Origin of the sequence: Streptomyces sp. NPDC088116 (genome assembly GCF_044741745.1) — a bacterium.
In the GTDB taxonomy this organism is placed as follows: Bacteria; Actinomycetota; Actinomycetes; order Streptomycetales; family Streptomycetaceae; genus Streptomyces.
The window spans coordinates 881,796-905,622 of record NZ_JBIUTF010000003.1; the positions used below are offsets into that span (position 1 = coordinate 881,796).

At 72.3% G+C, this 23,827-nt stretch carries 16 protein-coding genes; 12 read left to right on the plus strand and 4 right to left on the minus strand.

The window, feature by feature from the left end; all coding sequences use genetic code 11:
* Nucleotides 1-453: 453 nt before the first annotated feature.
* From ACIOJD_RS16190 to ACIOJD_RS16205, 4 genes are all read left to right on the plus strand, one after another.
* Entirely contained in the window at nucleotides 454-1,617 is a 1,164-nt protein-coding gene (locus ACIOJD_RS16190; RefSeq protein ID WP_401913456.1) for an NAD-dependent formate dehydrogenase, read from the plus strand.
* A 194-nt stretch (nucleotides 1,618-1,811) separates the two neighbouring features.
* On the plus strand, nucleotides 1,812-3,746 hold the full coding sequence (locus tag ACIOJD_RS16195; protein ID WP_401913920.1) for an NAD-binding protein: 1,935 nt from the start codon (nucleotides 1,812-1,814) through the stop codon (nucleotides 3,744-3,746).
* A gap of 107 nt (nucleotides 3,747-3,853) precedes the next feature.
* Nucleotides 3,854-4,054: a hypothetical protein gene (locus ACIOJD_RS16200; protein ID WP_401888964.1), complete on the plus strand. Its 201-nt coding sequence runs from the start codon at nucleotides 3,854-3,856 to the stop codon at nucleotides 4,052-4,054.
* 389 nt (nucleotides 4,055-4,443) lie between these two features.
* The gene (locus tag ACIOJD_RS16205; protein WP_401913459.1) at nucleotides 4,444-5,487 is read left to right on the plus strand and encodes a phosphatidylinositol-specific phospholipase C domain-containing protein; all 1,044 of its coding nucleotides are present in this window, start codon (nucleotides 4,444-4,446) and stop codon (nucleotides 5,485-5,487) included.
* 99 nt (nucleotides 5,488-5,586) lie between these two features.
* On the opposite strand, the gene ACIOJD_RS16210 is transcribed toward ACIOJD_RS16205, so the two are convergent.
* On the minus strand, nucleotides 5,587-7,131 hold the full coding sequence (locus ACIOJD_RS16210; protein WP_401913462.1) for an ATP-dependent DNA ligase: 1,545 nt from the start codon (nucleotides 7,129-7,131) through the stop codon (nucleotides 5,587-5,589).
* Between the two features lie 317 nt (nucleotides 7,132-7,448).
* On the opposite strand from ACIOJD_RS16210, the gene ACIOJD_RS16215 reads away from it, so the two are divergent.
* Together ACIOJD_RS16215 and ACIOJD_RS16220 are read left to right on the plus strand one after the other, a co-directional pair.
* Complete coding sequence (locus tag ACIOJD_RS16215) at nucleotides 7,449-9,737, plus strand: tetratricopeptide repeat protein (protein ID WP_401913465.1); 2,289 nt, start codon at nucleotides 7,449-7,451, stop codon at nucleotides 9,735-9,737.
* Nucleotides 9,738-9,860: 123 nt separating this feature from the next.
* On the plus strand, nucleotides 9,861-11,432 hold the full coding sequence (locus ACIOJD_RS16220) for a phytoene desaturase family protein (protein WP_401913468.1): 1,572 nt from the start codon (nucleotides 9,861-9,863) through the stop codon (nucleotides 11,430-11,432).
* Between the two features lie 30 nt (nucleotides 11,433-11,462).
* On the opposite strand, the gene ACIOJD_RS16225 is transcribed toward ACIOJD_RS16220, so the two are convergent.
* A complete protein-coding gene (locus ACIOJD_RS16225; protein WP_401913471.1) occupies nucleotides 11,463-13,334 on the minus strand; it encodes a serine hydrolase in 1,872 nt (623 codons plus the stop codon).
* A gap of 148 nt (nucleotides 13,335-13,482) precedes the next feature.
* On the opposite strand from ACIOJD_RS16225, the gene ACIOJD_RS16230 reads away from it, so the two are divergent.
* Nucleotides 13,483-14,589 carry a calcium:proton antiporter gene (locus ACIOJD_RS16230; protein ID WP_401913474.1) on the plus strand — a complete coding sequence of 369 codons (1,107 nt, stop codon included), beginning with the start codon at nucleotides 13,483-13,485 and terminating at the stop codon, nucleotides 14,587-14,589.
* A gap of 80 nt (nucleotides 14,590-14,669) precedes the next feature.
* Here ACIOJD_RS16230 and paaK read toward each other — a convergent pair whose 3' ends face one another.
* Nucleotides 14,670-15,962, minus strand: a complete 1,293-nt coding sequence (gene paaK, locus ACIOJD_RS16235; protein ID WP_401913477.1) for a phenylacetate--CoA ligase PaaK — start codon at nucleotides 15,960-15,962, stop codon at nucleotides 14,670-14,672.
* A gap of 256 nt (nucleotides 15,963-16,218) precedes the next feature.
* Between paaK and aroQ the strand changes: the two genes are divergently transcribed.
* The 5 genes from aroQ (at nucleotide 16,219) to ACIOJD_RS16260 (ending at nucleotide 21,681) form a co-directional block, all read left to right on the plus strand.
* Nucleotides 16,219-16,914, plus strand: a complete 696-nt coding sequence (aroQ, locus tag ACIOJD_RS16240; protein WP_401913480.1) for a gamma subclass chorismate mutase AroQ — start codon at nucleotides 16,219-16,221, stop codon at nucleotides 16,912-16,914.
* A 35-nt stretch (nucleotides 16,915-16,949) separates the two neighbouring features.
* A complete protein-coding gene (locus ACIOJD_RS16245) occupies nucleotides 16,950-17,192 on the plus strand; it encodes a DUF397 domain-containing protein (RefSeq protein WP_401888941.1) in 243 nt (80 codons plus the stop codon).
* Between the two features lie 255 nt (nucleotides 17,193-17,447).
* Complete coding sequence (locus ACIOJD_RS16250; RefSeq protein ID WP_401913483.1) at nucleotides 17,448-17,948, plus strand: hypothetical protein; 501 nt, start codon at nucleotides 17,448-17,450, stop codon at nucleotides 17,946-17,948.
* Between the two features lie 103 nt (nucleotides 17,949-18,051).
* Complete coding sequence (locus tag ACIOJD_RS16255; RefSeq protein WP_401913486.1) at nucleotides 18,052-20,433, plus strand: glycosyl hydrolase family 95 catalytic domain-containing protein; 2,382 nt, start codon at nucleotides 18,052-18,054, stop codon at nucleotides 20,431-20,433.
* Nucleotides 20,434-20,568: 135 nt separating this feature from the next.
* Entirely contained in the window at nucleotides 20,569-21,681 is a 1,113-nt protein-coding gene (locus ACIOJD_RS16260) for a chemotaxis protein (protein ID WP_401913488.1), read from the plus strand.
* Nucleotides 21,682-21,774: 93 nt separating this feature from the next.
* Here the strand turns inward: ACIOJD_RS16260 and ACIOJD_RS16265 are convergent, their stop codons facing one another.
* Nucleotides 21,775-23,760, minus strand: coding sequence for an N-acetylmuramoyl-L-alanine amidase (locus ACIOJD_RS16265; RefSeq protein WP_401913490.1), 1,986 nt, complete (start codon nucleotides 23,758-23,760; stop codon nucleotides 21,775-21,777).
* Nucleotides 23,761-23,827 lie beyond the last annotated feature (67 nt).

A 23,827-nucleotide genomic window follows, 5' to 3' on the forward strand; every position in this document is an offset into this window, starting at 1 on the left:
CAGCCCCGAACCGGTGCCGGCCGGAGCCCTGTTGGAGATCGCCGGGGGAGCGGGCGTACGGGAGGCAACCGACCAGCTCCTGGACACGCATCTGCGCGCCACCCGGCCGAAGCCGGACCACGGACAGGACCGTCGGCGGGGCCGTCCGCAGAGCCGTCCGCAGAGCCGCCCTCCGGGCGTCGACAGACGTGCTCCCTCCCGACATGGAAAGGTTCACTTCGACCACCGGCACCGGCACCGGCACCGGCATCGACGACCGGCACCGGCATCGACCACCGGCACCGAGGACCGGCACCGAGGACCGTGGACGCAGCTCCCCGCGGCCCGGCGTGCGGCTGGCGAAGCGATGGAAAGCGACGGATCATCGAAATGAGAGGCCGCCCGTCGGCGCGCGACGACGCCCCGCCATCAGCGCGGCCTCTTGACGTGAGCAACGGATGAGGAGCCGCAGTCATGGCAAAGGTGCTGTGTGTGCTGTACGACGACCCGATCGACGGGTATCCGACGTCCTACGCCCGCGACGGCCTTCCGCACATCGACCACTATCCCGGCGGCCAGACCACGCCCTCCCCGAGCGGCATCGCCTTCACGCCCGGACAACTCCTCGGCAGTGTCTCCGGCGAACTGGGGCTGCGCGACTACCTGGAGTCCCAGGGGCACACCCTCGTCGTCACCTCCGACAAGGACCGGGACGGGTCGGTCTTCGACCGGGAGCTGGTGGACGCCGATGTGGTCATCTCCCAGCCGTTCTGGCCGGCCTATCTGACGGCCGAACGCATCGCGAGGGCGAAGAACCTCAAGCTCGCCGTCACCGCGGGCATCGGCTCCGACCACGTCGACCTGGACGCCGCCGTCGCCCGCGGCATCACGGTCGCCGAGGTCACGTACTCCAACAGCATCAGCGTCGCCGAGCACGTGGTGATGATGACGTTGTCCTTGGTACGGAACTACCTGCCCTCGCACCAGTGGGTCCTCGACGGCGGCTGGAACATCGCGGACTGTGTCTCCCGTTCGTACGACCTGGAGGGTATGCAGGTCGGCACGGTCGCCGCGGGCCATATCGGCCTCGCCGTCCTGCGCCGCCTCGCGCCCTTCGACGTGGGGCTCCACTACACGGACCGCCACCGGCTCCCGGAGGCCGTCGAGCGGGAGCTGGGGCTGACCTGGCACGCGAGCACGGCCGAGATGGTCCCGCACTGCGATGTCGTCACGATCAACGTGCCCCTCCACCCCGAGACGGAGGGACTCTTCGACGACAAGCTGCTCGCCACCATGAAGCGCGGCGCCTACCTCATCAACACCGCCCGCGCGAAGATCGCCGACCGGGACGCCGTCGTGCGCGCCCTGCGCAGCGGACAGCTCGCCGGATACGCGGGTGACGTCTGGTACCCGCAGCCCGCGCCCGCCGACCACCCCTGGCGGTCCATGCCCCACCACGGCATGACCCCGCACATCTCGGGCTCCTCGCTCGCGGCTCAGGCGCGTTATGCGGCGGGGACCCGGGAGATCCTGGAAGCGTTCTTCGCGGGCACGCCGCTGCGCGACGAATACCTGATCGTCGACAAGGGCGCGCTGGCCGGGGCGGGAGCACACTCCTACTCCGTCTCCCCCACCTGACGGCCACTCAGTACCGGGTGGTCGGCCACGCAGGACCGACGGCCGTTCTTTTTCACGGCATTTGACGGAGATTCAGCCGTTCCGGTCCCTGCTCGTGGCCGGGGCGGCTGTGTCATGTCCACCGGCGTGTTCGGCAGACTGTGAGGGTGTCCTCACTTCCTCACCAGGTACAACAAGGCTCCGCGGCGGGCCACATGGTCGTCTGCGGCGACGACACGCTGGCCCACCGGCTGGCGGGCGAGCTGCGCGACGTCTACGGCGAACAGGTCACGCTCGTCGTGCCGCCCGTGCGCGCCCGCCGCCTCCCCGCGGCCCCGATGGCCGGACTGGGCAGAGCCTCCGCCTTCATCGGACGGATGTCCGCGGCCATGGCCCGTACGGCGACCCTCCCACCGAGTCCGCAGGGCGAAGGGGGCGGGAGAACCGACCGGCCGCGCGTCATGGAGGCACTGGATCTCGACGAGGACGTGCTGGTGGACGCCGGGGTGGGGGAGGCGGCCGCGCTCGCCCTCGTCCATGACGACGACGAGGTCAATATCCGGGCCGCGCTCGCCGCCCGCCGTCTCAACCCTCAACTCCGGCTGGTCATCAGGCTCTACAACCGCAGGCTCGGCCAGCACCTGGAGGAGCTGCTCGACCAGGCCGCCGCCCTCGCCGCCCCCGGTCTCGACTCGACCGACCTGGACGCCTCCACCACCGTCCTCTCGGACGCCGACACCGCGGCCCCCGCACTGGCCGCCACCGCCGTCGCCGGCACCAGCAAGGTGGTCAGGGCCGACGGCCTGATGCTGCGCGCCGTGGAGCGCAACCCGCCGGGACCCGGAGTGGTGGCCGATCCGGGGCTGTGCACCCTCGCTCTCCTCTCGGCCACCACCAACGACCCGGCGGGCGAGGAAGGGTCGGACAACAGCGGGCAGGACGGTCCCCGGCTGCTGCCCGCCGACGCCGACGCGGCCGCCGCCACCGGACGGGGCACCGTGGTCCTGGAGGCCGTGTCCCACGCGGGACCCGATCTGCCGCCGAGCCGTCTCACGGGCCGCGGGATTCCGCTGGCCTCGCTGTTCTCCCGCCGGGTGCGATGGTCGTTCGCCGGGATCGTCACCGCCGTCATGGCGCTGGCCGTCACGTCCTGGCTCGTCACCGGTGTCCACCCGCTGGGCGCCGTCTACCTCACGCTGCTCGATCTCTTCGGCATAGGTGATCCGGCGGTCGGCGAGCCCGCCGACCGGCAGATCCTGCAACTCCTCTCCGGGGTCGCGGGACTCCTGCTGCTGCCCCTGGTGCTCGCGGCCGTCCTGGAGGCCCTCGGCACGTTCCGTACGGCATCGGCGCTGCGCCGCCCGGCCCGCGGACTGTCCGGCCATGTCGTACTGCTCGGACTCGGCAAGATCGGCAGCCGGGTGCTGGTGCGGCTGCGGGAGCTGGGCATCCCCGTGGTGTGCGTGGAGGAGGACCCGGAGGCCCGGGGGATCGCGCTCGCGCGCAGCCTGCGCGTACCGACCGTGCTGGGTGACGTGACGCAGGAGGGGGTGCTGGAGGCGGCCAAGATCCAGCGGGCGCACGCGCTCCTCGCTCTCACCAGCGTCGACACCACCAATCTCGAAGCCGCGCTGTACGCACGCTCCCTCGCCCCCGGACTGCGGGTGGCCGTGCGGGTGTACGACGACGACTTCGCGACCGCCGTCTACCGCACCCTGCGCGCCGCTCATCCCGGGGCGCTCACGCGCAGCCGCAGCGTCTCCACACTGGCCGCTCCGGCCTTCGCCATCGCCATGATGGGGCGTCAGATACTCGGCGCCATCCCGGTGGAGCGCAAGGTGCTGCTGGTCGTCGCCGTCGACGTGGCGGGACACTCTCGGCTCCAGGGGCGCACGATCGCCGAGGTGTTCCGTCCCGGTGCCTGGCGGATCATCGCGCTGGACACCGCGGACCCGGGGGAGCGGGTGCCCGATCTCGCGGACACCCGCCTCGATCATGAGGAGCAGCGGCCGACGGGGCTCGTCTGGGATCTGCACCCCGGTTATGTGCTGCAGCCGCAGGACCGGGTGGTACTGGCGGCCACGCGGCGGGGCGTCGCGGAGCTGCTCGGCCGGCAGTACGCACCGGGGGCCCGCCGGGCGGCGGAATGAGCCGGGGCGCCAAAATGGCCGGTGTCGTGATCGGCGCAGGATACCGGGGATGCGGCCGGAGCGGGCGGGCGCGAGAATGGCGAACACCGGACGAATGAGGAGGCGGCATGAACGCACAGTCCGCTGCGCAGCCGGAACCCGAGAGCACGACCCCCGACCGGCTGCTGCACACCGGCGCAGGTGACACGGTGACGGCCGAAGACCTGGTGCTGGCCTCCGGCCGGGATCTCACCCCGAAGAACATCGAGTGGGCCCGGCGCCGGCTCGCCGAGCGGGGCCGCTCGGCGATCGAGGAGCAGCTGCCCTAGACCTTGCCCGGCCGAACTCCGCAGGGCCCGGAACGGGCCGATCCGGCAAGATCGGCCGGACAGGACCTGGCCGCCCCGGAGCGGTAACCGCCACGCGGGCCGCCCCGTATCTGAGCCCCCCGGAGTGCGCACCGTAGCCCCCTGAGCGCCTCGCCGCATCACGCGCCTCGCCGCATCACGCGGCGGGGCGCGCTTCGCGTTGTGGCCACGGCGCCGGGGAACGGGCCGCCGAAGACCGGAAACGTGAGCGCCCCTCTCGGCTCCGATCCGTAAGCACACCTCCCGGATCCATAAGCTCACCTCATGTCCTCCCGCTCGACACCGAACTCCCTTACGCTCCCTCTCGATTGACATGCCCAAGACATGTCCAGTGAGAGGAACAAAGGGATATGGCAAAGCTCCTTCGCGCCACGGTGGCGGCCGGTGCCGTCGCGGTACTCGCCTTCGTCACCACCCCGGTCCACGCCGCCGACACCGGCCAACTGCCGTATCCCTCCACCACCGGGGTCGGTGTCCACAACGCCTACGAGAAGGCCACCTTCCCGTACTTCGCGGACGCGCTGGACTCCGGTGCGGGGATGCTCGAACTCGACGTGTGGACCAATGTCTTCGGCGCCTCCTGGCGTGTGTCGCACGGCAACCCGGTCGGCAACGACAACAACTGCGCGAACGCGGCCACAGCGAGCGAACTGCGCACCAACGCGCAGAACCGCGACCTGGGCGGCTGCCTGGCCGACATCAGGACCTGGCACGACGCCAACCCGGGCCACCGTCCCATCGTTCTCAAGATCGAACTGAAGGACGGGTTCCAGGGACAGGGCGGCCGCGGACCGGCCGCCCTCGACGCCCTCCTGGGCAGCAAGCTCGGCGACTCGCTCTACCGTCCGGCGGATCTGATGGGCAGTCACAACAGCCTGGACGAGGCGGCCCAGGCCAACGCCTGGGCGACGCGCGCGCAGATGGCCGGAAAGTTCGTCGTCGAGCTGATACCCGGCACGGTGGAGGAGCAGAACCCGCTCGACACCTTCTGGACCGACCGGGAGTACTCCACCCATCTGCGTGACCTGAAGGCGGCGGGACGGCTGAGCGAGGCCGCCGCCTTCCCGGCCGTCCACGGCGTCGCGGCGGGCGACCCGCGCACCCGGTACACGGACGCGACGCTCAGGCCCTGGTTCGTCTTCTTCGACGGGGACGCCTCCGCCTACGCGGCCGACGGGTTCGACACGGCCTGGTACGACCAGCGGCACTACTTCGTCCTGATGACCGACGCGCACAACGTGCCGCCCGCCATCGACGGCGTCAGCCCCACCGAGCAGCAGGCCCGCGACCGGCTGAACCTGCTGGCCGGGCGCAACGCCAGCCTGATCTCGGCGGACTGGCACGGGCTGCCGACGGTGCTCTCGTCCGTCGTTGCGCGCGGAGCGGCCCAGTAGCAGTACACCGCGTACGTCCGGGACCGGCGCGGCCCACCGGTCCCGGTCCCGCCCCGGCCCACCGGTCCCGCCCCGGCCCGCGCCCGTCCCCCAGGCGCCTCAGCCCGGCTGCCCCGCGTCCCGGCCATGCGCCGCCAGCACCGTCCCGAGCGTGTCCGCCTCCTCCGCGCGCTTGTCCTCGCGGTAACGGATCACCCGGGCGAAGCGCAGCGTCACCCCCGCCGGATAGCGGGACGAGCGCTGGAGCCCGTCGTAGGCGATCTCGACCACCAGTTCAGGACGTACGGTCACGGTGAAGCCGTCGTCCCGGAGCGCCAGTTCCCCGAGCCGCTCGGTCTGCCACTCCAGCATCGTGTCCGTCAGCCCTTTGAAGGTCTTGCCGAGCATCACGAACGAGCCGTCCTCCCGCCGCGCGCCCAGATGCAGGTTGGACAGCCTGCCGGTGCGCCTGCCGTGGCCCCACTCGGCGGCCAGCACCACCAGATCCAGGGTGTGCACCGGTTTGACCTTCAGCCAGCCGGCGCCCCGGCGGCCCGCGCTGTACGGAGTGTCGAGCCCCTTGACCACCACGCCCTCGTGTCCCCGGGCCAGCGTCTCCCGCAGGAACGCCTCGGCCGCCTCGGCGTCCGTACCGGCGCAGACGACGCGCCGCACCCGCATCGGCTCCGGCACCAGCCGCGCCAGTGCGTCGTGCCGCTCCGCGCACGACAGGTCGAGCAGGTCCTCGCCGTCGGCCGCCAGGATGTCGAAGAAGACGGGCGACAGCGGCACGGCCGCCGCCGCGGACCGTACGTCCGTACGCGAACCGACCCGGCCCGCCACATCCTGGAACGGACGCGGCCTGCCCTCCTCGTCCAGCGCGATGACCTCCCCGTCCAGCACGAAACGGTCGCCGTCCAGCGCCCGCGCCACCGCCGTCACCTCGGGCAGCCGGTCCGTGATGTCGTCGAGCGTGCGGGTGAAGGCCCGTACGGTGGCTCCGTTGCGGTGCACCTGTACCCGGATACCGTCCAGCTTCTCCTCGACGGCACACTCCCCGAGCCGGCCGACCGCCTCCGTGACGTCGCCGGCGCTCTGCGCGAGCATCGGCAGGACGGGCCGGCCCACGGTCAGCTGGAACTCCTCCAGCACCGCCGGGCCGTCGGCCAGCAGCCGCTCGGCCACCCGCTGCAACGAGCCCGCCAGCATCACCGCCCGTCGCACCGACGCGGCGACGGCACCCGAGGTCTCGGCGAGCGCCTCGACGGCGACCGCGTCCAGGGCACCCTGCCGTACCTCACCGGAGATCAGCCCCACGAGGAAACGCTGCTCCTCCTCGGTGGCCGCGCCCAGCAGCTCCTGGACCAGCCGTCTGCGCTCGCCCTGCGCCCCCGGGCCCGCGACCGCCGCGAGGGCGGTGAAGGCGCCGTCCACCTCGTGCACGGTCAGCGTGGCCCGCTCCGCCGCCGGGGGCGGATCCTTCAGCGCGTTCCAGCCCACCCCGATCCGGCCCTGGGGGAGCCGCCCGGCCAGATACGGAATGACGACCGGCACGTCCTGCGGGCCGGCCGTCCGGAAGAGTCCGGCCAGCAGGGAGATCTTCCGGGACCGTGCCGACGTGTCGGAGACCTCCCGGGAGACATGGGCGAGCGGTGCCAGCAGCATGCTGCCATCGTGCAACGCCGGTCGCGGCTCCGCCCGTCCGGCGGCCGGAACCGGTCTGGAGCGGGCCCGCCCCCGGCGTTACCCTGACCCGTACCGGAAGCCGGTCGCCGCCCTCGGCGGGAGATCCAACGGCGGACCGGACGCCGGACGTTGCCCGCATCCCCGTGCGGACGCGCCGGCAGCTGCCGCCCCGGCCCAATTCTCCGGGCGACCGGCCCCGGCACCCGGCCCGCCCCGTACACACTGCGCGGCAAGGCGGCCATACTGGACGGGCCGGGGGCGGGCGCAGCGAGAGGTGACGGGGGCGACAGCGGGCGATGGCGGACACCAGGCTGATCCAGGGCCGCTACCGGCTGCTCGATCTGATCGGGCGCGGGGGGATGGGCGAGGTGTGGCGGGCGTGCGACGAGTCGCTCGGCCGGTACGTCGCGGTCAAGTGCCTCAAGCCGCTGGGCCCGCAGCAGGACCAGTCCTTCACCCGGATCATCCAGGAGCGGTTCCGCCGTGAGGCGCGGGTCGCCGCGGCCCTCCAGCACCGGGGCGTCACCGTCGTCCACGACTTCGGCGAGGACGACGGCGTCCTCTATCTGGTCATGGAACTGCTGGAAGGACGCAATCTCAGCCAGCTGCTGGAGGACAACCAGCAGCGGCCGCTGCCGGTGGCCGATGTCGTCGACATCGCCGAGCAGATCTCGGACGCCCTCGCCTACACCCACGAACAGGGCATCGTCCACCGCGACCTGAAGCCCGCCAACATCATGCGGCTGACCGACGGCGCCGTGAAGATCTGCGACTTCGGCATCGCGCGCCTGGGCCGTGACGTCGGCCTCAGCTCGCGGCTCACCGGCACGGGCATCGCCATGGGCACCCCGCACTACATGTCGCCCGAGCAGATCGGCGGCGGCCAGGTCGACCACCGCAGCGACCTCTACTCGCTGGGCTGCGTGCTGTACGAGATCGCCACCGGCGTCCCGCCGTTCGACCTGGAGGACGCCTGGTCCATCCTGGTCGGCCACCGCGACACGATCCCCGAGCCGCCGCGCCGGCACCGCTCCGAGCTGCCCGACTTCTTCGACCGGATCGTCCTCGATCTGCTCGCCAAGACGCCGGAGGAGCGGCCCGACGACGCGGGGAGCCTCGTGCGCCGGATCAGCGCCGCGCGCGGGGCCACGGGCCCGCACGCCCTTCCGGCTCCCGCGCACCCGGCACACGCCCGCCCCGCCCACGCGCGTCCGGCCTTCCCCGCGGCGGACACGGGTCCGACGCACCACGTCACCGGGGACTCCCCGCTGCCGTCCTGGACGCGGGGCATGACCACCGGCCACAAGGCGACCGGCGTGGCCGTCCCACGGCCCGAGGCGCCCGACCACACCGCGGGCCTGACCGGCGAGTGGACCGGCCCGGCGGACCCGGACGCCGCCGCGGGGACGCCGTCGGCCGCCGCGCCGCCCACGCCGACGCAGGAGCAGCTCGCGGTGCTCACCAGCAGACACAACGCCGGGCTGAGCCTCGGCAGGCTGGGCCGCTGGGAGGAGGCGGGCGAGGTGCACCGCGCGGTCGCCGCGGAACGCGCGCAGGCCCTGGGAGCCGACCATCCGGACACTCTCGGCAGCCGGTACGAAGTCGGGTTCAGCCTCGGCAGGACCGGGCGGACGACGGAGGCGCTGCGGGAGTTCACGCGGGTCGCCGAGGGCCGTGAGCGCGTCCTGGGCACGGACCACCCGGACACGCTCGCGGCCCGTCAGGAGATGGCGTACGTGCTGGGGGAGCTCGGCCGGCACTTCGAGGCGCATCAGGTGTTCGCGGCGGTGCTCGCCTCCCGGGAGCGCACGATGGGACTCGACCATCCGGACACCCTGCGCTGCCGCCACAACCTGGCGTACAACCTCAGCCGGCTGGGGCGCATCGAGGACGCGTACGAACTCGCCCGCGAGGTCGCCGCGGCCCGCTCCCGGGTGCTCGGCCCCGGCCACCCCGACACGCTGGTCACGCAGTACGAGGTGGCTTACGCGCTCGGCCGGCTGGGCCGGTGGACCGAGGCGTTGGGCGTCTACCGCGAGGTCGTGGCGGCCCGCTCCCAGGCGCTGGGGGCCGACCACCCGGACACGCTCGCCGCGCGGTACGAGGTCGGGATCAGCCTGGGGAGGCTCGGCCGCAGCACGGAGGCGCTGGAGCTGTACCGCGGCCTCGTGGCCGACCGCACCCGGGTCCAGGGACCGCTGCACCCGGAGACCCTGCGGGCCCGGCACGGCCTCGGCGTCAACCTCGGCCGGCTCTCGCGCTGGGAGGAGGCGCTGGCGGAGGCCCGTGACGTGTGCGCGGTACGGGAACGGGTCCTCGGCGCCGACCACCCCGACACGCTCGTCAGCCGCCGGGAGATCGCCGTGGGGCTGGGCTGGCTGGGCCGCTGGCCGGAAGCCCTGTCCCTCTACGGCCAGGTCGCCGAGACCCGCGACCGGGTCCTCGGCCCCGGCCACCCGGACGCCCTGGCCAGCCGCAACGACGAGGCGCACTGTCTGGAACGGCTGGGCAGGGGCGCGGAGGCGGCCGAGCTGTACCGCCAGGTGGCGGCCGTCCACGGGCAGGCGGAGGCACGCGGCCACTGACCGGACGGCCGCGCGTGAGGCGCGCCCCGGGAGCGCCTGCCTCCGGCGCCTGGACCTGGCTCCATGCCCCCGTCTGTTGGCCCCGCCCCTGGCCTCGCGATCATCGGCGTGTTACCAAGAGCCATGCCCGCACATGTCTCGTACGACGTCGTCATCGTCGGCGGTGGCCACAACGGCCTGGTCGCCGCCGCCTACCTCGCTCGCGCCGGGCGCTCCGTCCTGGTGCTGGAGCGCCTCGGGAACACCGGCGGCGCGGCCGTCTCCAGCCGTCCCTTCGCGGGGCTGGACGCCCGGCTCTCCAGGTACTCGTACCTGGTGTCCCTGCTGCCGGAGAAGATCGTGCGGGAGCTGGGGCTGCGCTTCGCCGTGCGCAAGCGGACCGTGTCCTCGTACACCCCGTGGGGGAGCGGCGGACTGCTGGTGGGCGAGGGACGCTCGCGCGAGTCCTTCGCGGCGCTGACCGGCGGCGAGCGGGAGTACGCGGCCTGGCAGGACTTCTACGCGATGACCGGGCGGGCCGCCGGCCGGATCTTCCCCACCCTCACCGAACCGCTGCCCACGGCCGGGGAACTGCGCGCGCGGATCGACGACGAGACGGCCTGGCGGACGCTCTTCGAGGAGCCGATCGGCGTCGCCGTCGAGGAACGGTTCCGCCACGACCTCGTACGAGGAGTGGTGCTCACCGACGCCCTGATCGGCACCTTCGCCGACGCGCACGATCCCTCACTCGTACAGAACCGCTGCTTCCTCTACCACGTGATCGGCGGTGGCACCGGGGACTGGGACGTGCCGGTGGGCGGGATGGGCGCGCTCACCGACGCGCTGGCCGACGCCGCGCGGTCGGCGGGAGCGGAGATCGCCACCGGGCACGAGGTGACCCGGATCGACACCGACGGCACACGGGCCGAGGTGCTGTTCAGTACCGGCGACGCGGGCGAGCCGGGCCGTTCGGCCGGTGGGGACGGTACGGGGACCAGGACGGTGGCGGCCCGTCAGGTTCTGGTGAACGCGTCGCCCCAGGCCCTCGCCGCCCTCCTCGGCGAGGAGCCCCCCGTCGCAGCCGAGGGCGCCCAGCTCAAGGTCAATATGCTGCTGCGCAGGCTGCCGCGACTGCGCGACGAGTCCGTCGATCCCCGGGAGGCCTTCGCCGGAACGTTCCATATCGCCGAGGGCTACGAGCAGTTGGCCACGGCCTACCGTGAGGCGGCCGCCGGGCGGCTGCCGACCGCCCCGCCGTCCGAGATCTACTGCCACTCCCTCACCGACCCGTCGATCCTGGGTCCCGGGCTGGCCGAGCAGGGGTACCAGACGCTCACCCTGTTCGGACTGCACACCCCCGCGCGGCTGTTCGCGCAGGACAACGAGGCCGTACGCGCGCGGCTGCTCGCCGCGACCCTCGCCCAGCTCGACGACCGGCTCGCCGAACCGATCGCCGACTGTCTCGCACGGGACGAGGACGGCCGTCCCTGTATCGAGGCGAAGACCCCGCTCGACCTCGAACGCGATCTGCGGCTGCCCGGCGGCCACATCTTCCACCGCGACCTGTCCTTCCCCTTCGCGGCCGAGGGGACCGGACGCTGGGGTGTGGAGACGGCGCACGCGAATGTGCTGCTGTGCGGCGCGGGCGCCGTACGCGGCGGCGGGGTCAGCGGGGTGCCGGGGCACAACGCCGCGATGGCCGCCCTGGGCCGCTGAGGGATCCTCGCGGAATGGGCGGCCGTGACCTCAGTCCGCCGACGCGGTCCACCCGACCACCTCGATACGCGCCGCGTCCCGGGGCCGCGTCTCGTCGAAGACCGTACGGTCACCGTCCTCGACCCGCAGCCCGTCCACGTACGCGCCTCGCCCGACGTACAGCCGGTCCGTGGTGTACCGCCAGCGCACCCGGATCTCGCTGCCCCGCCAGGGTGCGAGGTCCGCACTCATCCGGTGCCAGGCCCGCCCCGACCAGCCCGTGGCCGAGCCCGCCGGATGCGCCCGCGGCTCCGCTCCCGCCCGTACGGTCGTGAAGGGCACCGGCTGCCAGCTCCTCCCGGCGTCGGCCGACACCTCCAGGAACAGCGCGTCCGAAGCGGGCTCGGTGTCCCACCAGAGGGAACAGCGCAGCCGCCCGTGGGCCGAGGCCGTCGTGAGCGGAGGCAGGGTGAGCGTGGCCGTCGAGGCGCTCGCCATGCCGGAGAACCAGGCGGTACGGCCCCGGGCCGGGCGGACCGCGACGGCCCGCGCCAGCCGGTTCGCCGTCGCGACACGCGGCGCGCTGCCCGAGCGCCAGCCACGCACCGGATGAACGGAGTTGCCCAGGACCACGAGGAACGAGTCGGTCGTCGGGTCGAGGACGAGGCTGGTGCCGGTGAAGCCGGTGTGGCCCGCCGTGCCCGGGGTGGCCATGGCGCCCATGTACCAGTGCTGGTAGAGCTCGAAGCCCAGGCCGTGCGCGTCACCGGGGAAGCCGGTGTTGAAGTCGGTGAACATCAGCTCCACGGACTCCGGGCGCAGGACGCGCGCCCGCCCGTACGCGCCGCCGTTGAGAAGCGTACGGGCGAGGACCGCGAGGTCCCAGGCGCAGGAGAAGACACCGGCATGACCCGCCACCCCGCCGAAGCCGAACGCGTTCTCGTCGTGCACCTCGCCCCACACCAGGCCCCGTTCGAGGCCGGACCACGGCGCTCGCGCGTCCTCGGTGGCGGCGATCTTCGGTTTCCAGGAGGCGGGCGGGTTGTAGCGGGTGCGGTGCATCCCGAGGGGAGCGGTGATCTCGTCGCGGAGCAGCGTGTCCAGCGGATGACCGGTGATCTGTTCCAGGATCAGCTGGAGGGAGATCAGATTGAGGTCGGAGTAGAGATAGACGGTGCCCGGCGGGTTCGCCGGCGCCTCGTTCCACAGCAGTTGGAGCTTGCCCTCCCGGGTCGGTGCCGTATAGAGCGCGATCCAGGGGCGGAAGCCGGAGGTGTGCGTCAGCAGGTGGCGCACCGTGATGTCCTGCTTGCCCGCACGCCCGAACTCCGGCAGATACGTGGTGACTTTCGCCTCCAGTTCCAGCGCGCCGCGCTCGATCTGCTGGACGGCGAGGACCGAGGTGAACAGCTTGGAGACGGAGGCGAGGTCGAAGACGGTGTCCTCGGCCATCGCGATCTGCCGCCCGGCCGGGAGTTCCACGCCGGTGTCGGTCTTCTCGTCGTACGCCGAGTAGCGCACGGCCTTGCCGATCGGACGGTGCAGCGCCACCGTCCCGCCCCGCCCCGCGAGCAGCACGGCGCCCGCGTACCAGGGGTGGGTGGGGGAGGGGCCGAGGAAGGCCGTCGCGTCGCCGACCAGCCGCTCCAGCTCACCGGGAAGCAGCCCGGCCCGCTCGGCGGAGCCGCGCCGCAGTGTCGTCCTCCCGGAGCCGGAGCCGGAGTTGTGGTCGGAGCCGGTGTTGTCGTGGCCGTGGTCCGTGGGTGTCCCCGGGCCTCCGCCCGCCCCCGATCCTCCCGCCGCCGCGCGAGCCCGGCCCTCGGCGAAGGGCAGCGGTGCCACCGAGAGAGCCCCTCCCAGGGCCAGCACTCCGCCGCCCAGTCCGCGTCTGCTGATCCCGCCGCCCGCAGCGTTCTCCGTCATGGGGAAGCCTCTCCGACACGTGTCTTCCGGGATGTCGACCGACAGGTGAAACCTGGCTGGGGGAGAGCGTGCTGTCAACCGTGCCGCCCCGCGTCGGCCCGGGTGGCCCCGCGCGCGTACCCCCGCCACCTCTGGCAGCGTGGGCCGCATGACGAAGAGCACCGGGATCAGGTCACTGGCGTCCCAGTGGACCGTGCTGGTGCCACTGCTCGCGGTGGTCGCACTGGTGCTCAGCTGGGGGCGCGAACTGCCGGGTTTCGCGGTCGCGCTCGTCGCTCTCTGTCTCGCGGGCGCGGTGCTCGCCGCCGTGCACCACGCCGAGGTCGTCGCGCACCGGGTGGGAGAGCCGTTCGGTTCGCTCGTCCTCGCCGTCGCTGTCACCGTCATCGAAGTGGCGCTCATCGTCACGCTGATGGTCGACGGCGGCGGCAAGACCGCCGCGCTCGCCCGTGACACCGTCTTCGCCGCCATCATGATCACCTGCAATGGCATCGTCGGCCTCTGCCTGCTGGTCGGCGCGCTCCGCAGCCGGGTCGCCGTGTTCAACGCCGAGGGCACGGGCGCCGCGCTCGCCACCGTCGCCACGCTGGCCACCCTCACCCTCGTGTTCCCGACCTTCACCACCAGCGAACCGGGACCCCGGTTCTCCCCGGCGCAACTGGGCTTCGCCGCGGTCGCCTCGCTCGCCCTGTACGGGCTGTTCGTCGCCGTACAGACCGTGCGCCACCGTGACTACTTCCTGCCCGTCACCCAGAAGGGCGAGGTACGGCAGGAGGACTCGCACGCCCCGCTCCCGGGCCGCCGTGAGACCACCCTGAGCCTGGTGATGCTTCTCGTGGCGCTGATCGCGGTCGTCGGGGACGCGAAAGCGGTGTCACCCACCATCGAGTCGGGGGTGGAGTCGGCCGGACTGCCGCAGGCCGTCGTAGGTGTCGTCATCGCCCTCCTGGTGCTGTTGCCCGAGACGCTCGCCGCCGTACGAGCGGCCCGCCGCGAGCGGGTGCAGACGAGTCTCAACCTGGCGCTCGGCTCCGCGATGGCGAGCATCGGACTGACGATCCCCGCCATCGCGCTCGCCATGATCTGGCTGGACGGGCCGCTGGTGCTCGGGCTGAACGCCACCCATATGGTGCTGCTCGCCCTGACGGTGGTCGTGGGAGCCCTGACCGTGGCGCCCGGACGGGCCACGCTTCTCCAGGGCGGGGTCCATCTGGGGATCTTCACCGCGTTCGTGTTTCTCGCCATCAGCCCCTGAGGCCATTCCCGCCATGAGCCCTGGACACCACTGCCCGGTCGACCGGGTGGGATCCACGAACGTCCTCACCGTCCTACGCGTCACGCGCGGCGCGTACGCAGGTCCACGATCCGCTTGATCTTCCCCACGGAGCGCTCCAGGGTCTCCGGGTCGACGATCTCCACCCGCACGGAGACGCCCACCCCGTCCTTGACGGCCGCCGCGATCGCCCGCGCCGCCTCCGCCCGGCCCTCCGTGCCGGTCTCCGCGCGGGCCTCGGCCCGTACGGTGAGCGCGTCCATCCGGTCCTCGTGGGTCAGGCGCAGCTGGAAGTGCGGGGCGACTCCCGGCGTACGGAGCACGATCTCCTCGATCTGGGTCGGGAAGAGGTTCACCCCGCGCAGGATCACCATGTCGTCGGTGCGGCCCGTCACCTTCTCCATCCGCCGGAAGACCCGGGCCGTGCCGGGCAGCAGCCGGGTCAGATCGCGGGTCCGGTAGCGGATCACCGGCATGGCCTCCTTGGTGAGCGAGGTGAAGACCAGCTCCCCCTCCTCGCCCTCCGGCAGCACCTCGCCGGTGAACGGATCGATCACCTCCGGATAGAAGTGGTCCTCCCAGATGTGCAGGCCGTCCTTGGTCTCCACACACTCCTGCGACACACCCGGGCCCATCACCTCCGACAGTCCGTATATGTCGACCGCGTCGATCGCGAACCGCTCCTCGATCTCCCGCCGCATCTCCTCCGTCCAGGGCTCGGCGCCGAAGATGCCCACCTGGAGGGAGGTGGTACGGGGATCGACGCCCTGGCGCTCGAACTCGTCCAGCAGCGTCAGCATGTACGAGGGCGTCACCATGATGATCTCGGGGCGGAAGTCCTGGATCAGCTGGACCTGGCGGGCGGTCATGCCCCCGGAGGCGGGGACCACGGTGCAGCCGAGCCGTTCGGCCCCGTAGTGCGCGCCGAGCCCGCCGGTGAAGAGCCCGTAGCCGTAGGCCACATGGACCGTGTGCCCGGGGCGCCCGCCGGCCGCGCGGATCGAACGGGCGACCACATCGGCCCAGGTGTCCAGATCCCGCTGCGTATAGCCGACGACCGTCGGCCGGCCCGTGGTGCCGCTGGAGGCGTGCACGCGCCGTACCTCGGACCGTTCCACGGCGAACATCCCGAACGGATAGTTGTCCCGGAGATCGGCCTTGCCGGTGAACGGGAAGCGCCCCAGGTCGGCGAGCGAGCGGCAGTCCTCCGGGCGCACCCCGGCCGCGTCGAAGGCCTGCCGGTAGAAGCCGACGTTCTTGTAGGCGTGGGCGAGCGTGGACCGCAGCCGCTCCAGTTGCAGTACGGCCAGTTCCTCGCGGCTGAGCTGTTCCGCCGCGTCCAGCAGAGGTGTCATGGGCGCTCTCTCCCCGGTCACTCAGGCATCGACATTACGGACATCTGATCAACCGATCATTCGGTTGATCGCCTGGGGATCAGTAATTCAGGACCGTCGGCGAGCGTCAAGAGAAAGGAACGCGTCCGGGCCGAAGTTCCGTGAGGAGAAGCCGATGCGGAGACCGAAGGCCGCGGCGGGTGCCCGCCCGGGTGCCGCCTGTCGGGAGTCGCCCGGCCCTCCGTACGCTCGGTGTCCCGACTCGTTGAGGAGACCCATGCATCCGACTCCGACCGTGCGCCGACGGATCATCACGGCGACCGCGACGGCTACGGTGACCGCCCTGATCATGGGCGCGGGCGCGGTGAGCGCCACCGCCGCGTCCCCTGCCGCCGCCGCACCGGTCACTCCCGCCGTTGCCGCCGCGCCCGTCGGGCACACCGGTCCGTACGCGCGTCTGAGCCCGGTCGCCGAGCTGTCCGCGCGGCGCCTGGCCACCGCCGACCTTGTCGCGGCGGCGAAATGGGGTACGGACAGCCCGATCGACGACCCCGCCCGTGAGCAGCAGGTCCTGGACACCGTCGCGCGGCTGGCCACGGAGCTGGGAGCCGACCCGGCGGCGACGGTACGGATCTTCCGGGACCAGATCGAGGCGAACAAGGACGTGCAGCGCGCGCTGCACCGCCGTTGGGACGCGGACGCCTCCCAGGCGCCGACCGAGCGCCCGGACCTCGCCGAGGTGCGCGCCGAGATCAACCGTCTCAACGACGGGCTCGTGCGGGCGATCGCGGGCTCGGCCCGGGACCGTACCGCGCCCTACTGCGGTGTCGTGCTGCTGACCTCGGCCGCCCGGGTAGGCGGTGAAATGTCGCTGGACACCGTGCATATGACCGCACTGGCGCGCTCGCTGAACTCGGTCTGCGAGCCGGAGGCCCTCGGTCGCGGCCTGTCCGGGACCGGCGGCGGTCGATAGGCTGGCGCGGGACGACGCAGCGGGAGGAGCAGGACATGGCTGAGACCACCACCACCGAGAATCCGCTATTGGGCTGGGACAAGCCGGACCTCGATCTGAGCAACGCGGACTGGCAGTCGGGCAGCCAGGGCAGGGGTGACGTGCAGATCGCCTTCGTCGAGGGCTTTATCGCCATGCGCAACAGCGGCCGGCCGGAAAGCCCGTCGCTGATCTTCAGCCCGGCCGAGTGGCGGGCCTTCGTGATCAACGCGCGCGACGGGGAGTTCGACCTCACCTGAACCGGCCGGTGCACGGAACGCGCCGGTGCGCGGAACCGGCCGGCGCGTGGCGCGACCTGCTGCCCCCGGCCTGCCCTCCACACACCCCGACGGGCCGGAGGGCGGGCCGCCGGCTCCTCCCGGCACGCTCCGCGGCCGGGCGCGAGCGACGTGAACCGTGCCGCGTCGACGGGACTTTGCCGGGCGTGGCGCCCTTCCCCCGGAACACCCTCCACCCGGCTCCGAGGAAGTGGCGCGAACACGTACCATGGTGGGATGTCCTTTCTCCGCCGCCGCAGCGCCGCCACACCCGCGGGCCCGGACTTCGATGTCCTGGCCATGGACCCGGGTGACTGGCCCGGCAATCTGGGTGCCGGGCTGCTGCCCGCCCCCGACGGCAGCTGCCAGGGCGTCTTCCTCCGGTACGACCTGTTCGGCGGCCGCGGCCCCGCGATGATCATCGGCAATCTGCCGGAGGGCTCCCCGGCCAGAGAACTGGTGGACGGACAGGTCCCCTTCGAGGTGGCGCAACTTCTCCTGGCGCTGGAGAACGAGGAGCCCGTCGAGGTCGTGGACAGTGAGGACATTCCGGTGATGCAGGGCGACAACCTGCTGATCGTCCGCCGCCTCAAGCTCTCCGAAAGCCGTATCTCCTGCGTGCAGTTCGACCGCAGCGACAATGTGCTGGTCACCATCGCCAGCTGGGACCGGCCGATCACCGACGACCTCTACGCCCTCCTGAAGCCGCTGCCCGCCGAACTCTTCCAGCAGGGCTGAGGACGTCGTACGCGACGGGACAGCGACCGGTCCCCACGGGTCGGCCGCTGAATCCGTCATGTCTCTTGCCGGTTGAGTCATCGGACTTTTAACGTGACTGGCCATGACTCCTGGGATCAGTCGAAGAACCACGATCACCTCCGCACTCGGGGCAACAGGCACCCTGGCGCTGGGAGTTCCGGCCCCGTCCGGAGCCGCGGCTGCCGCCGACACCTCCGATGATTCAACGCTCTGGTACCGGACGCCCGCTGCCGACTGGGAGCGCGAGTCACTGCCGATAGGGAGCGGCGCGCTCGGCGCGAGCGTGTACGGAACACTCGCCACCGAACGGCTCACCCTCAACGAGAAGACGCTGTGGACCGGCGGCCCCGGAGCTTCGGGCGGATACGACCACGGCGACTGGACCGAGCCCCGGCCCGGCGCCCTCGCCGCCGTCCGGCAGCGTCTCGACACCGAGGGCCGACTCGCTCCGGAGAGCGTGGTCGCCGAACTCGGACAACCGAAACACGGTTTCGGGGCCTACCAGGTCCTCGGCGACCTGGAACTGGCCGTGCCCGGCGCCCCGACGGCCCCCGACCGCTCGTACCGGCGCTCCCTCGACATCGCCTCCGCCGTCGCCGCCGTCTCGTACACCCACCAAGGCGCCACGTACACAAGGGAGTTCTTCGCCTCCTTCCCGGGCAAGGTCATCGCGGGACGGTTTTCGGCCGACAGGCCGGGCACGGTGGGCCTCACCCTCCGCTACACCTCGCCGCGCCAGGACTTCACCGCCAGGGCGAGCAGCGACCGGCTCACCGTGAGGGGCGCGCTCCACGACAACGGACTGCGGTTCGAGGTCCAGATCCGGGTACGCGCGGACGGCGGAAGCATCAGCGCGGGCCCGGACGGCACCCTCACCGTCAGTGGCGCCGACAGCGCCTGGTTCGTCCTCGCCGCGGGCACCGACTACGCCGACACCTTTCCGCGCTACCGGGGCGACGACCCGCACCACTCCGTCACCCACGCCGTCGACGCGGCCGCCGCCCGCTCCTACGAGAGCCTGCGCGCCGACCATGTGCGCGACCACCGCACGCTCTTCGACCGCGTCCGTCTCGACATCGGCCAGCGCCTGCCGGACCTGCCCACCGACCAGTTGCTGTCGCGGTACACCGGCGGTACGAGCCCCGACGACCGGGCGCTCGAAGCGCTCTTCTTCCAGTACGGCCGCTACCTGCTCATCTCCTCCTCGCGAGCCGGATCCCTGCCCGCGAACCTCCAGGGCGTGTGGAACAACGTCGTCGATCCACCCTGGTCGGCGGATTACCACGTCAACATCAACCTCCAGATGAACTACTGGCCCGCCGAGGTCACCAACCTCGCCGAGACCACCGCCCCCTACGACCGCTACATCGAGTCGATGCGCGCCCCCGGCCGCCGCAGCGCGCGGCGTCTCTTCGACTCCGACGGCTGGGTCGTGCACAACGAGACCAATCCGTACGGCTTCACCGGGGTCCACGACTGGGCGACCGCCTTCTGGTTCCCGGAGGCCGCGGCCTGGCTCACCCAGCAGCTCTACGACCACTACCGCTTCGGCGGCTCCCTCCGCTATCTGCGCGCCACCGCCTATCCGGTGATGAGGGAGGCCACCGAGTTCTGGCTCGCCAACCTCCGGACCGACCCCGGCGACGGGACGCTCGTCGTCACCCCCAGCTACTCCCCGGAGCACGGTGACTTCACGGCGGGCGCGGCGATGTCCCAGCAGATCGTCCACGACCTGTTCACCAACACCCTGGAAGCCGCAAGGACGCTGGGGACCGCGGGAGATCCGGTGGAGGATCCCGCCTTTCTCGCCCGCCTCGAGGACGCGCTCGCCGCACTCGACCCCGGGCTGCGGATCGGCTCGTGGGGGCAGCTCCAGGAGTGGAAGGCCGACCTCGACAGCCGGACGGACGACCACCGCCATGTCTCCCACCTCTTCGGGCTCCACCCGGGCCGGCAGATCGAGGCCGGCGGCGCGTGGGCCGAGGCGGCCAGGGTCTCGCTGACCGCGCGCGGCGACGGCGGTACCGGCTGGAGCAAGGCGTGGAAGATCAACTTCTGGGCGCGGCTGCGGGACGGCGACCACGCCCACACCATGCTCCGCGAACAGCTCAAGGGGTCCACCCTGGCCAATCTCTGGGACACCCATCCGCCGTTCCAGCTCGACGGCAACTTCGGCGCCACCTCCGGGATCGCCGAGATGCTGGTGCAGAGCCAGCACGGCCCGATCGAGATCCTGCCCGCCCTGCCCGCGGCGTGGCCGCGGGGACGGGTCAGGGGCCTGCGGGCGCGCGGCGGTGTCACGCTCGACATCGCCTGGTCGGACGGCCGGGCCCGGCGGATCACGCTGCGTGCGAGCCGTACCGGCGACCTGACGCTGCGCAGCACCCTGTTTCCCGGAGGTGAGCACACCTTCCGCGCGGACGCCCCGCGTACCTACGTGTTCTCCACGGCCGAGGACGGGTGACCCACCATCCGGATCCGCTGATTCCGGCGCCCCTACTGCGGAATCGGGCGGTTTCCCGCAAGATGGACCCACGCCTGGGGGCCTGCACGCCGGCCGTCCGCCCGCTGCCGGACCTTCATCGAGCGAAGGGACAGCATGGACAGCAACACTCTGACGCCCGACGTCCTGCGGGAATTGCGCACACCGCGCCCGTATCCGGCTGTGTCCCTGACGATGCCCACGCACCGGCGGGACCCCCACAACGAGGAGGACGCGGTACGGCTGCGCAACCTCCTCGCCGAAGCCGGGCACCGGCTGGAGGCAGATCCGGGAGTCGGCCGGCGCGCGCGGGCCGCGGTCAGGAGCCGGCTCGGCCGGGCCGTCGCCGACATCGACCCCCGCCGCACGCTCGACGGGCTGCTGATCCTCGCCGATGCCGAGGACTACGGGATCTGGTACCTGCCGCGTGAGGTGCCCGAGCGGGTCGTCCTCAGCGACACCTACCTCACCCGCAATCTGGTGGCCGCCACCGCGCAGTCACGGCCGTACTGGGTGCTGGGGGTCGCCGCCGACCGCGCGACACTGTGGAGCGGCTCCGGCGAGTCCCTCCACGAACACCGCGGGGACGGCTTTCCGATGTCACCGCCCAAGGAGAGCTGGGACGTCGAACGCGAGGAACGCATCGGCGACACCCCGAGCACCTTCAGCGACGAGGAGACCCGCCGGTTCCTGCGGTCCGTGGACGGCGCCGTGGGCACGGTCCTCTCACGCCGTCCCCGGCCGCTCCATCTGGTCGGTCTCGCGCCCGCGCTCGCGCTGCTGGGAGAGGCGGGCAACGCCGCCACGCACGCGGCCGCCGGCCGGCTGGTGAAGGGCGGCCTCGCGGGCGGACCCGCCCCCGTCCTGCGAAAGGAGATCCAGCCCGTCGTCGAGGACCACGCGCGCCGCGAGAAGAACGAGGTCCTGACCCGCCTGGACGAGGCCAGGGGCCGGCGCACCTTCGCCGCGGGACTGGACGAGGTCTGGGAATCGGTGCGCGAGAAGCGGGCCGATCTGGTCGCGCTCGAAGAGCGCTTCCGCCGTACGGTGCGGATCTGCGACGGCCATCTGGTCCCCGTCGACGACGAGACCGCAGCCTGGCCCGACGTACGCGACGACATCGTCGACGAACTGGTCGAAGCGGCCCTGGACGGCGGCGCCGAGGTGGTCTTCCTCCCGGACGACGCGCTCGCCGGACACGACCGGATCGCGGCCGTCCTGCGCTACTGACACCCGCTGATGCCCGGTGCGGGACCCGCACCGGGCGTCACCGGCTCCCCCGCGGCCGGTGACGCCCGGTGTCCCCCGATCCGGCGCCCGTGGTCAGCGACCCGCCGGACGTACCTCGACATCGGCCGCCTTCACAAAGGCCACCCGATGCCCGAACTGGATCTCGTAGTACTTCTCCTCGCCCCGCACCACCCGGTGGGGGGTGGTGTCGAAGGTCGGCGCGTACAGGTACTCGCCCGGCACCCGGCCGCCCACCACATACCGCTGGCCCGCGAGGAGTTTGTAGGGCAGCGCGGAGAGCGCCTGCACCGGCACACCCGCCGGGTAGGCGGCCGCCTCCGGATAGGCCCGCCCGTACACCGGCACCTCGGCGACCCCGGCCTTCGGCGTCAGCACCGACGCCCTGGCGCCCACCGCCGTCGGCAGAGCGCGCGGATTGTGGAACCACGCCTTCTGACCGAGATACCAGATCGCCGTCCACTCGCCCCGGCGCCCGGCGACCGCGTACTGCTGGCCGGTCGAGGCACGGGCCCCCACGTCGTTGACATCGGTCGTGGAGGGGGCGCCGCCGGGGCGCAGTCCGATGTCCTTCACCAGCGGCGCGTTCTCGTCCGGCGCGGTGTACAGCCGCACGGCGTGCGAACCGTGCGGGGCGCACGCCTGTCCGGTCTTCTCGCACCCGGTGTACGACGGCTTGTTGGCCGCGTAATCGGGCCGGATCGTCACCACGTCCGCGCCCGCGCCCGCCGTCGCCCTGAACGGCTTGCCGAGCAGCTGGAAGTAGTGCGCCCAGTCCCAGTAAGGGCCCGGGTCGGTGTGCATCCCGGGGATCGTGGCGGTGGTGGTGCCCGGCACGGTGTCATGGCCCAGGATGTGCTGCCGGTCCACCGGGATGTCGTAGCGGTCCGCCAGATACCTCACCAGGCGCGCGGACGTGCGGTACATCGCCTCCGTGTACCAGGAGTCCGGGGCGGTGAGGAAACCTTCGTGCTCCAGGCCCACCGACTTGGAGTTGATGTACCAGTTCCCGGCGTGCCAGGCGACGTCCTTGTCCGCCACATGCTGGGCGACATGCCCGTCGGACGAGCGCAGCGTGTAGTTCCACGACACATACGTCGGGTCCTTGACCAGCTTGATCGTGGTGTCCCAGGAGCCCTCGGTGTCATGGATGACGACGTAGTCGACCGACTGGGACGCCGGCCGGCCGGCCTTGTCGTGGTTGCCGTAGTCGCCCTCGCCGAACTCCTCGTACGGCGCCGGGATCCACTCGCAGGCGACCGTGCGCGGGCACTCCGTCCGCGCCGTGCCCGCCGTGCGCAGACCGAGCCGCGAAGCCTGGGAGGCGTCCGGCGCGATCCGGGGCCGCGCGGGCAGCGCCACCCGCTGGCCACTGTCCGTGGTGCGTCGTACGCCGTCCCGGATCACGGCGTACACATCATCGGCGTAGGTCGCGGCGGTCGCGGAGTCGTCGGCGCCGGAGAACAGCGCGACCGCTCCGTACCAGTCGGCCGGATCGGCGCTCAGCGGCCGGCCCGCCTCCCGCTGTGCCGCGGCCAGCAGGGCCGCCCCGCCCCGGACATTGGCGGCGGGGCTCTCCCGCAACTCCCCGGCGGGCAGTCCGGTCAGCGCGGCGGCACGGTCCAGAGTGCGCAGCCGCGCGGGCAGTTCTGAGGCCTCGGGGAGCGCGGCACGGGTCGCGGCACCCGTCTTCGCGGGGCGGGACGTGTCGCCCCGCGCGTCCTCCGTACCGTCCGAGTGATGCGGTGCCTCGGCCAGCGCGGTCCTCGCATCGGTCAGATGCATCGGACCGTAGCCGCCGGAGACGCTCGGAGCCCCGCTGTGCGTGTCCCAGCGGGACTGGAGATACGAGACCCCGAGGAGCACGCTCGGCGGAACGTCGTAGCGCTCGGCGGCGTCGGCGAATTCGCGCTGGAGGGCGCCGGATCCGGGCTGTTCGGCGGTGGCCGACGGGCCCGCCGAGACCAGCGGGAGCAGCAGGGCGGCGGACGCCACGACGCCTCCCGCGCGCAGCGCGCGTCCACGGGCGGTTCTCGGCGGGGGAGGGACGGAACCTTGCAATGCGGCCTCCAGTGACGGGTGGTGCGCGAAGGACCTGCCGGGCCGGCTCGGTAACAGAGGTATCGGC

Bases quoted from the DNA above. Each gene is read 5' to 3' on its own strand.
- ACIOJD_RS16190 (WP_401913456.1), top strand. From the start codon at position 454: ATGGCAAAGGTGCTGTGTGTGCTGTACGACGACCCGATCGACGGGTAT.
- ACIOJD_RS16195 (WP_401913920.1), top strand. From the start codon at position 1,812: ATGGTCGTCTGCGGCGACGACACGCTGGCCCACCGGCTGGCGGGCGAG.
- ACIOJD_RS16200 (WP_401888964.1), top strand. From the start codon at position 3,854: ATGAACGCACAGTCCGCTGCGCAGCCGGAACCCGAGAGCACGACCCCC.
- ACIOJD_RS16205 (WP_401913459.1), top strand. From the start codon at position 4,444: ATGGCAAAGCTCCTTCGCGCCACGGTGGCGGCCGGTGCCGTCGCGGTA.
- ACIOJD_RS16210 (WP_401913462.1), bottom strand. From the start codon at position 7,131: ATGCTGCTGGCACCGCTCGCCCATGTCTCCCGGGAGGTCTCCGACACG.
- ACIOJD_RS16215 (WP_401913465.1), top strand. From the start codon at position 7,449: ATGGCGGACACCAGGCTGATCCAGGGCCGCTACCGGCTGCTCGATCTG.
- ACIOJD_RS16220 (WP_401913468.1), top strand. From the start codon at position 9,861: ATGCCCGCACATGTCTCGTACGACGTCGTCATCGTCGGCGGTGGCCAC.
- ACIOJD_RS16225 (WP_401913471.1), bottom strand. From the start codon at position 13,334: ATGACGGAGAACGCTGCGGGCGGCGGGATCAGCAGACGCGGACTGGGC.
- ACIOJD_RS16230 (WP_401913474.1), top strand. From the start codon at position 13,483: ATGACGAAGAGCACCGGGATCAGGTCACTGGCGTCCCAGTGGACCGTG.
- paaK (WP_401913477.1), bottom strand. From the start codon at position 15,962: ATGACACCTCTGCTGGACGCGGCGGAACAGCTCAGCCGCGAGGAACTG.
- aroQ (WP_401913480.1), top strand. From the start codon at position 16,219: ATGCATCCGACTCCGACCGTGCGCCGACGGATCATCACGGCGACCGCG.
- ACIOJD_RS16245 (WP_401888941.1), top strand. From the start codon at position 16,950: ATGGCTGAGACCACCACCACCGAGAATCCGCTATTGGGCTGGGACAAG.
- ACIOJD_RS16250 (WP_401913483.1), top strand. From the start codon at position 17,448: ATGTCCTTTCTCCGCCGCCGCAGCGCCGCCACACCCGCGGGCCCGGAC.
- ACIOJD_RS16255 (WP_401913486.1), top strand. From the start codon at position 18,052: ATGACTCCTGGGATCAGTCGAAGAACCACGATCACCTCCGCACTCGGG.
- ACIOJD_RS16260 (WP_401913488.1), top strand. From the start codon at position 20,569: ATGGACAGCAACACTCTGACGCCCGACGTCCTGCGGGAATTGCGCACA.